This is a genomic window from Wenzhouxiangella sp. XN79A (genome assembly GCF_012272825.1).
GTDB lineage: Bacteria > Pseudomonadota > Gammaproteobacteria > Xanthomonadales > Wenzhouxiangellaceae.
Genome location: NZ_JAAWWS010000124.1, coordinates 37,017 through 44,721 on the forward strand (window position 1 = coordinate 37,017; position 7,705 = coordinate 44,721).

The following is a 7,705-nucleotide window of genomic DNA, read 5'->3' on the forward strand; positions in this document are numbered from 1 at the left end:
TTGATGTGAATCGCGACAAGCGCAGCCCGGCGGGCCGTTCCTGCCGGCGGCGACCCGCGTTGCCAAAGGAGAACCCGAACCATGTACCCGTGCTCGTTGCGTGCCGTCACCCGCAAGGTGGTGGTCGCTGTTTTCATTCTGACGCTGTCGGCGACCCAATCCAGTGGGGCGGCCGATTCTCCTTCGGAGCCCCCGGTATCGGCGGCACAGGGCCGACCCACGGCGGCCGATCGGCACGAACTACTCGAACTGGACGACATCGAGGTCGAGCAGCCACCGCTGACATCGACGACACGGATTCTGGATCAGGCGGAGCAGGGGCCGGCGCGAGAGCTGGCCGACTGGTTGCGCGATATCGCCGGTGTATCGGGATCCCGCATGGGCGGCCACGGGACCGATCCGGCCATTCGCGGGCTGGCGCTGGATCGCATCAATGTCCTGATCGACGGGGCCCGGGTCGAAGGGGCCTGTCCCAATCGCATGGATCCGGCCAGCGCCTATGCATCGCGCGCCGGCACCGATCGAGTCGAGGTGGTGCGCGGGCTGAGTACGCTGGAGGAAGCCAGCGGTCCGGGCGGCACGGTCCGGGTAATCCGGGATACGCCCCGCTTTCTGCAAGGTGAACCTGCCCGCCTCGAGATCGATGCGGGGTATCGAGACAACGGCGGCGGGATGGAGCTTTCGATCGACCATGCGTCGGGCTCGCCGGCCGGGTTCGTTCGCTTGTTCGCGAATCGCAGCGAGGCCGATAACTACACCGACGGCGGTGGCGTCGAGGTTCGATCGGGATTCGAAGACACCGGCGCCGGCGCCGAGTTCGGCTGGACGCCGGACGACGGCCAGCGGCTGACGGTCAGCGTCGAGCAGCGGCGGTTGCGCGATGTCCTGTTCGCGGGTGCCGGCATGGATTCTCCGGCATCCGACGCGACCCTGTGGCGTGCGGCCTGGAACCGGGACCAGGCGGGCCCCTTCCGCAAGCTGCAACTGGCCGTGGATCGCTCCGAGATCGACCATGTCATGGACAATTACTCGCTGCGTGCCCCGTCCGAACCGACGATGCGACTGCGCGCACCGTCGAGTTCCGACAACTCCGGTCTGCGCCTGCGTGCGGAGCTTCCGTTCGAACGCGGCGCGTTGCGCGCTGGGGTGGAACTGCGCGATACCGAACGCAGTGCACGACGCATCAACGATGCGACCGACAGTCTGCAGTCCGTCCTGTGGCCGGACGTCGGAATCGCCCGACGGGGCGCATTCGTGGAATGGCGGGGTGCCGAGGCGCGCGATGCGGGCTGGACCGTCGGAGTCCGCTATGACCGCGTTCGTGTGCAGGCCGATGCGGTCGATCTTCAGCCGGCCGGAGCGATGCGCTCACCTTCGGCTCTGTACCGCATCTACTACGGCGTCGACGGCCTGGATTCCGTCACCGAGGATCACCTGGGCGGCCTGATCCGATATGTTCGGCCGGTGGCGGGCGGTCGCGTGTACGTGGTGGCTTCCCGATCGTTCCGAACGGCCGATGCCACCGAGCGCTTCATTGCCTCCAATCGACCGATGCCCTCGATGCGCTGGGTCGGCAACCCGACGCTGGAGCCCGAGCGTCACGACCAGATCGAGCTGGGCTGGCAGATCGATCGCCGGCGCTGGGGACTGGAGTTCTCCGTGTTCGAAAACCGCGTGGAAGACTACATTCTGCGGGATCGATTCGGCGCGCCGGGCAACAACGCTACCGTCTACCGCAATATCGATGCACGGCTGCGCGGCGGTGAACTGGCCGGGGAACTCCGCAGTGGGTCCGGCTGGATGGCAGGGTTCGATCTCGGCTATGTGCGAGCCACCAATCGCACGGAAGGTCGCCCGATCGCGCAGACGCCGCCGCTGGAAGGGTCGCTCCGAATCGAACGCCAGCAAGCAGGAACCGGCTTCGGGCTTCGCCTGCGGGCCGCGGCCCGGCAGACGCGAGTCGATGACGATCCATTGACCGGCAGCGGGCTGGATGCCGGTCCGACGGCGGGATGGTCGGTGTTCGATGTGTACGTATCCCGCGATCTCGGCCGCTCCTGGCAGCTTCGTGCCGGGATCGACAACCTGTTCGATCGGGAGTATGCGCAGCACCTCAATCGGTCCAGTGCCTTCGACGCCACGCAGCTGCGTGTCAATGAACCGGGCCGGGCCGTCTGGATGGCGCTGGGTTATCGAAACGGGCTGTAATGGGGCCGCGAGTGCGAGTCAGCGCAGGTGGTGGTGCGGCGTCAGGAACCACCAGGCGACCGAGAACACCAGGCCCAGCAGGCCGAGCCAGAACAGCCGGCGCCAGTCGCTGTCCATCGAGGCCAGGATCTGTGCGTGCTCCAGGTGCAGGGTCTCGCAGGCGCCGTTGCCGCGGTCGGTCCGGGTGGTGCTGGTGCCCCGGATGTAGCCGCCCGGCTGGCCGTATTCCGACAGGTAGCCGCGCAGGTGGACGATGTCGCCGACGCGCAGGTCGTCGATCACTGCCTGGATCCGCGGATCGGTGGTCAGCAGGTGATTGTTCGACAGCGCGTTCTGGTCGAAGGCCGCCCAGGCATCCCGGTCGTTGGTCTTGAAGTTGCAGGTGAACTCCAGGTTCCAGAACTTGAACCGGTTCAGGTCGAGGTCGGTCGCGTTGGGGCCCCAGACCACGCAGACGTCGGCGACGTTGATGTAATCGTTCCAGCGTTCGTGCAGGCCGATGCCGGGCCGGAAGCGCTTGAACGACACCACCAGTCCGGTCAGTTCGTAGGCGTAGAGCGGCTGGACCCGGTAATCGACGTCGTTGGCTCGCGCCATGAACGCCGGCCGCTCGACCGCGACCTGGCGCGGCGGCTCGGCCAGCGCCGGATCCCAGGGCAGGACCTCGGAGAACGCGTTGCGGTTCCACCAGGCCAGCGCGGTCACGACCAGTGCGCTGAAGAACAGGGTGGCGATCAGGTGTTTGCGTCGCATCGGTACAGGACGTTGATCGGAACGGTGAACAGGGATCGGGCTGGGCCCGGACAAGAATACCCCGGACCCTGCTCGGGTCGAGGTGCGCGCCGGGCGGGCGCGGCGGGCCGCGCAGGGCTTGCGTTAGTATAGACAGAACGCTCGATCGAACCGCCGGGCGCGGTTCGATCCTGATCCGGAACCAAGGAGATCGATGAACATGAGGCGAGTCGAACCCATTCCCGCCGACCGGGCCCTGAACGGCGCGGGCCTCGGCCTGGTGACGCTGCTCTGCGCGGCGCTGTTGCTGGCCGTTGGGCCGGTGCATGCCGACGGCATGACGCTGGAGCAGATCGCCCGGCTCGAGCAGGTCGGCTCGGTCGAGGTCAGCCCCGACGGCGAACACATCGCCTACACCCGATCGGTGCCCCGGATTCCGGGCCAGGGCGAGGATGGCCCGGCCTGGAGCGAGCTGCACGTGATCGACGCCGGCGGGGAATCGCATGCGTTCATCACCGGCAAGGCATCGGTAGCGTCGATCGGATGGACTCCGGACAGCCGCCACATCACCTTCCTCGCCAAGCGCGAGGGCGACGATGCCCGCCGCCTCTACGCCATCCCGGTGGACGGTGGAGAGGCTCGGGTGCTGGCCCGTCTCGAGACCGACGTGCTCGGCTACTCGTTCCATCCCGCCGGTAGCCAGGTGGCGCTGATCGCGTTCGAGCCGGACGACGAGGCGGTGACCGCACTGGAAGAGCAGGGCTTCGACCAGAAGGTCTACGAAGAGGGCCTGAAGTTCCGCCGGCTCTGGATCGTCGATCTCGACGACGATCAGGCCCGGCCCCGCATGCTCGAGCTCGAAGCTTCGGTCCAGGCCGTGGCCTGGTCGCCGGCCGGCGACCGCCTGGCGATCCGGGTCACGCCGCGCGAACTGGTCGATGACACCCTGATGTTCGCCCGCATCCGGATCATCGATCCGGCAGGCGAATCGATCGGCCGGATCGACAACCCCGGCAAGCTCGGCGATATGGCCTGGTCGCCGTCCGGGGACCACCTGGCGTTCATCGGCACCAACATCGTCAACGATCCGCGCGAAGGGCGGTTGCTGATCGCCGACCGCAACGGCGGTCCGTTCACCGACCTGCTGCCGGGCCTGAAGGGCCACGTCTGGCACCTGGCCTGGTTGAGTGACCGACGCCTGGCCTACATCGCACAGGAAGGTGTGGCCACGCGACTCGGTTCGCTGGCACCGGACGGGTCGAACCCGCTGGACCTGGCCGACCCCGGCCCGATCCTGACCGGTCTCTCGATCGGTCAATCGCGCATTGCGGTCACCGCCAGCTCGCCGACCCATCCCGATGAACTGCTCGAGCGCGCCGACGACGAGTGGCTCCGACGGACCGACTCCAACCCCTGGCTGGCCGACGTCGAGCTGGCCCGTCAGCAGGTGGTTCGTTACCCCGCTCGCGACGGACTGGAGATCGAAGGGCTCCTGATCTACCCGCTGGACTATCGGCCGGGCACCCGCTACCCGTTGATCCTGACCGTCCACGGCGGGCCGGAAGCGCACTACTCGAACGGCTGGCTGACCCGCTACAACACGCCGGGCCAGCACGCTGCATCGGAAGGATTCTTCACCTTCTACCCGAACTACCGCGGTTCGACCGGCCGCGGGGTGGAGTTCACCCTGACCAGTCAGGGCCGGCCGGCGATGGAGGAATTCGACGACCTGATCGACGGCGTCGACCACCTGATCGACGAAGGACTGGTCGACGGCGACCGGGTCGGCATCACCGGCGGTTCCTACGGTGGCTATGCAACGGCCTGGGGCGCGACCGTGTACTCCGAGCGCTTCGCAGCGGCAGTCATGAACGTCGGTCTGAGCGACCAGATTGCCGCCTTCGGTACCTCCGATATTCCCTGGGAATTCAATCTCGTGCACCTGCGCAAGTGGCCCTGGGAGGACTGGGAGCTGTTCCGGCAGGCCTCGCCGCTGTACCACGTGACCCGGGCTGCAACGCCGATCCTGATCCTGCACGGTGATGCCGATCCGCGGGTCGATCCGACCCAGTCGCGGATGTTCTACCGCTTCCTGAAGCTGCAGGAGAACGCGCCGCCGGTCCGCCTGGTGCTGTATCCGGGCGAAGGCCACGGCAACCAGCGCGCCGCCAGCCGCTGGGATTATTCGCTGCGCCTGATGCGCTGGATGAAGCATTACCTGACCGGCGAGGGCGGCGAGCCGCCGCCGTACCGGGTCGACTATCGCCTGGCCGACACGTCGGACGAGTGACGGAGGCCCCGACGGAGGAATTCCGGCGGGGCTTTTGTTGACTTTTCATGAGCTTGAGCGTAGCTTCTGATCTTCTCGCGCAGACAGGGCCCGTGGATCGGTGTATCCTGCGGCTGTTGCGGCCCCTGCGCGGGGCCATTCGCGTACTGAACGGGGCTCGACCGCATGGCATCGACTGTTGAATCCGTAACCGCCTCCCGCCTGCCCAGTACCGGCCGCCGGCTGGTCGACGAGGGCCTGCTCACCGAAGACGAAGCGCTGAAGGCGCTGGAGGGCGCGGCCGAGAAAGGCCGGACCTTCACCAGCCACCTGGTTCGGGAGAATCTGATCGACCCGACCGGCTTCGCCCACGTGGCGGCCAGCGAGTTCGGATTGCCCCTGCTCGATCTCAACGCCATCGATATCCGCCACTCGCCGAACGACAAGATCAAGGAAGACCTGATGCGCAAGCACCTGGTCTGCCCGGTCTACCAGCGCGGAAAACGGCTGTTCGTGGCGGTCGCCGACCCGACCAACCAGTCGGCGCTCGACGAGGTAGCGTTCACCACCGGCATGAACATCGAAGCCGTGCTGGCTGCATCCGATTCGATCAACCAGGCGATCGATCGGGTGCTCGCCGGTTCCTCGCAGGCCTTCGATGAACTGACCGAGGGCGACGAGGACCTCGAGTCGCTGACCTTCGACCAGCAGCAGGACCAGGACCAGCAGCAGGACGATTCCTCGGACGACGCGCCGATCGTCCGCTTCGTCAACAAGGTCCTGATCGACGCGATCCGCAAGGACGCCTCCGACATCCATTTCGAGCCGTACGAAGACACCTACCGGATCCGGTTCCGGATGGACGGGGTGTTGAAGACGCAGATGCGGCCGCCGACCAAGATGGCCAGCCGCCTGTCGGCGCGCCTCAAGGTCATGTCCAGCCTCGATATCGCCGAGCGGCGCGTGCCGCAGGACGGCCGCATCAAGCTCAATATCTCGAAGGGCCGCGCCTTCGACTTCCGTGTCTCGACCTGTCCCACGCTGTGGGGCGAGAAGGTCGTGCTGCGTATCCTCGATTCCTCCGGCGCCTACCTCGGCCCGGAGAAGCTCGGCTTCGAGCCCGAGCAGAAGGACATCTACATGGAAGCCATCAGCAAGCCCTACGGCATGGTGCTGGTGACCGGCCCGACCGGTTCGGGCAAGACGGTGTCGCTGTACACCGCGCTCGGCCTCCTGAACCAGGAAGGCGTCAACATTTCCACGGTCGAGGACCCGGTCGAAATCCGGATGGCCGGCGTCAACCAGGTGCAGCAGAACAAGAAGCAGGGCCTGACCTTCGCGGCCGCGCTGCGTTCGTTCCTGCGCCAGGATCCCGACATCATCATGGTCGGGGAAATCCGTGACCTGGAAACCGCCGAGATCGCCATCAAGGCCGCCCAGACCGGTCACCTGGTGCTCTCGACCCTGCATACCAACGACGCGCCCCAGTCGATCACCCGACTGGCCAACATGGGTGTGCCGCCCTACAACATCGTCTCGGCCGTGCACATGGTCATGGCCCAGCGACTCGCGCGGACGCTGCACAAGTGCAAGGTCCGAGAAGAGGACATCCCGGCCGAGGCCCTGCGCAAGATCGGGTTCACCGAAGAAGAAGTCGAGGAAGGTCTCGAGATCTACACCAACAAGGGTTGCAATCAGTGCAACGACGGCTACAAGGGCCGGACCGGCGTGTTCCAGGTGATGCCCGTGACCGAAGAGATCGAGCAGGTCATTCTTTCCGGCGGCACTGCGCTGGAGATCGAGCGGCAGAGCAGGAAGGAAGGCGTCAACGACCTGCGGCGGTCGGCGTTGAACAAGGTCAAGGGGGGGGTGATCAGTCTGGTGGAGATGAACCGAGTCACCAAAGACTAGAAAATCGACCATATCACTACTGAGCACCTGCCTGGCGGCGCCCGGCGGTGCTCGGATTCCTCATGTGCCCGGCACGTACACTGCGGATCCTGCGCTCCGGCGGCCACCCGCAGCGAGCGTCCCAACGGCACCACGAACGATTTTCCACCATTCAGAACAGACGTCCGGCGGTGCTCGGAATCCTCATGTACCCGAACGTACACTGCGGTTCCTGCGCTCCGGCGGCCACCCGCAGCGAGCGTCCCAACGGCACCACGAACGATTTTTGACCGTAGAACCGCCGACGTCCGGCGATGCTGCTCGGTTTTCCTCACCGACTCACGCGTCCTCTGACGACCCCTGATCGATTCCTGACCAACTCGGGGCTTCCCACCGACCGGGAAGTTGTCTTACAATACGCGGCTTGCCGCAATCGCGGCTGTTCTTGCCAGTGCCGGTGTAGCTCAGGTGGTAGAGCAACGCATTCGTAATGCGTGGGTCGGCGGTTCGAATCCGTCCACCGGCACCATTTCCGGATTTCGGCGCCCAACGCTGCCGATGCGCCCGCGTCGCCAGGCGCACGATTCGAACCGCCGACCATCAACA

At 66.1% G+C, this 7,705-nt stretch carries 4 protein-coding genes and 1 tRNA gene; 4 read left to right on the forward strand and 1 reads right to left on the reverse strand.

Features of this window, described 5'->3' with window-relative positions:
- The first annotated feature begins 81 nt into the window (after positions 1 to 81).
- Positions 82 to 2,208, forward strand: a complete 2,127-nt coding sequence (locus tag HFP89_RS01375) for a TonB-dependent receptor (protein WP_168715850.1) — start codon at positions 82 to 84, stop codon at positions 2,206 to 2,208.
- Between the two features lie 18 nt (positions 2,209 to 2,226).
- Here the strand turns inward: HFP89_RS01375 and HFP89_RS01380 are convergent, their stop codons facing one another.
- A complete protein-coding gene (locus HFP89_RS01380; protein ID WP_168715851.1) occupies positions 2,227 to 2,961 on the reverse strand; it encodes a hypothetical protein in 735 nt (244 codons plus the stop codon).
- A gap of 199 nt (positions 2,962 to 3,160) precedes the next feature.
- Between HFP89_RS01380 and HFP89_RS01385 the strand changes: the two genes are divergently transcribed.
- The 3 genes from HFP89_RS01385 to HFP89_RS01395 all read left to right on the forward strand — a co-directional run bounded on the left by HFP89_RS01385 (position 3,161) and on the right by HFP89_RS01395 (position 7,628).
- A complete protein-coding gene (locus HFP89_RS01385) occupies positions 3,161 to 5,230 on the forward strand; it encodes a S9 family peptidase (RefSeq protein ID WP_168715852.1) in 2,070 nt (689 codons plus the stop codon).
- A 165-nt stretch (positions 5,231 to 5,395) separates the two neighbouring features.
- Positions 5,396 to 7,120, forward strand: coding sequence for a type IV-A pilus assembly ATPase PilB (gene pilB / locus HFP89_RS01390; protein WP_168715853.1), 1,725 nt, complete (start codon positions 5,396 to 5,398; stop codon positions 7,118 to 7,120).
- 432 nt (positions 7,121 to 7,552) lie between these two features.
- Positions 7,553 to 7,628 (forward strand) — tRNA-Thr (locus HFP89_RS01395).
- The last annotated feature ends 77 nt before the right edge of the window (positions 7,629 to 7,705 follow it).